This window comes from Psychrobacter sp. 1U2, assembly GCF_051847575.1.
The window spans coordinates 1-748 of record NZ_JBPYDC010000986.1 but is presented as its reverse complement, the minus strand read 5'-3'; the positions used below and the strand labels follow the sequence as shown (position 1 = coordinate 748).

General features: G+C 47.2%; 1 protein-coding gene. It reads right to left on the bottom strand.

All coding sequences use genetic code 11. The features are described from left to right. Window positions 1-748: glutamate synthase subunit beta (locus ACS8FD_RS19925; protein ID WP_439277143.1), on the bottom strand; the 748-nt coding region annotated here is incomplete at both ends.

The window sequence follows — 748 nt, the reverse complement described above, 5'->3', positions numbered from 1 at the left end:
CCATAGCCGTATCACCGCCGCCTAATATGACGACTTTTTTGCCTTTTAGGTCGATATATTCGTCGGCATCTTTTTCCCAATCGTTACAACGGTTAACGTTGGCAATGAGATAATCTAGTGCATCATAGACACCGTCCAGCTCCTCACCAGCGAAGCCGCCACGCATATAAGTGTATGTACCCATACCCATAAATACCGCATCATAATCACTCAACAGCTCATCAATACTGACATCAGTTCCGATTTCTGTCTCAAGGCGAAACTCGATACCCATACCTTCAAAAATAACACGGCGGTTGCGCATGACGTCTTTTTCCATCTTAAACTCTGGAATACCAAAGGTCAGTAAGCCGCCAATCTCAGGGCGTTTGTCAAAGACGACTGGTTTGACACCATTTCTTACCAAAATGTCGGCACAGCCAAGACCAGCAGGGCCTGCACCAATAATGGCAACCTTTTTATCTGTCCAGACGACATCTGACATATCTGGACGCCAGCCAAGCGCAAAGGCGGTATCGTTAATGTACTTTTCGACATTACCGATAGTCACAGCGCCAAAACCATCATTCAATGTACAGGCACCTTCGCATAAGCGGTCTTGTGGACAGACGCGCCCGCAGACCTCTGGCAAAGTGTTAGTACGATGACACAATTCTGCCGCTTGGAATATCTGCCCTTCGGTGGCAAGTTTAAGCCAATTAGGGATGTAATTGTGTACTGGACATTTCCACTCACAGTAGGGGTTGCC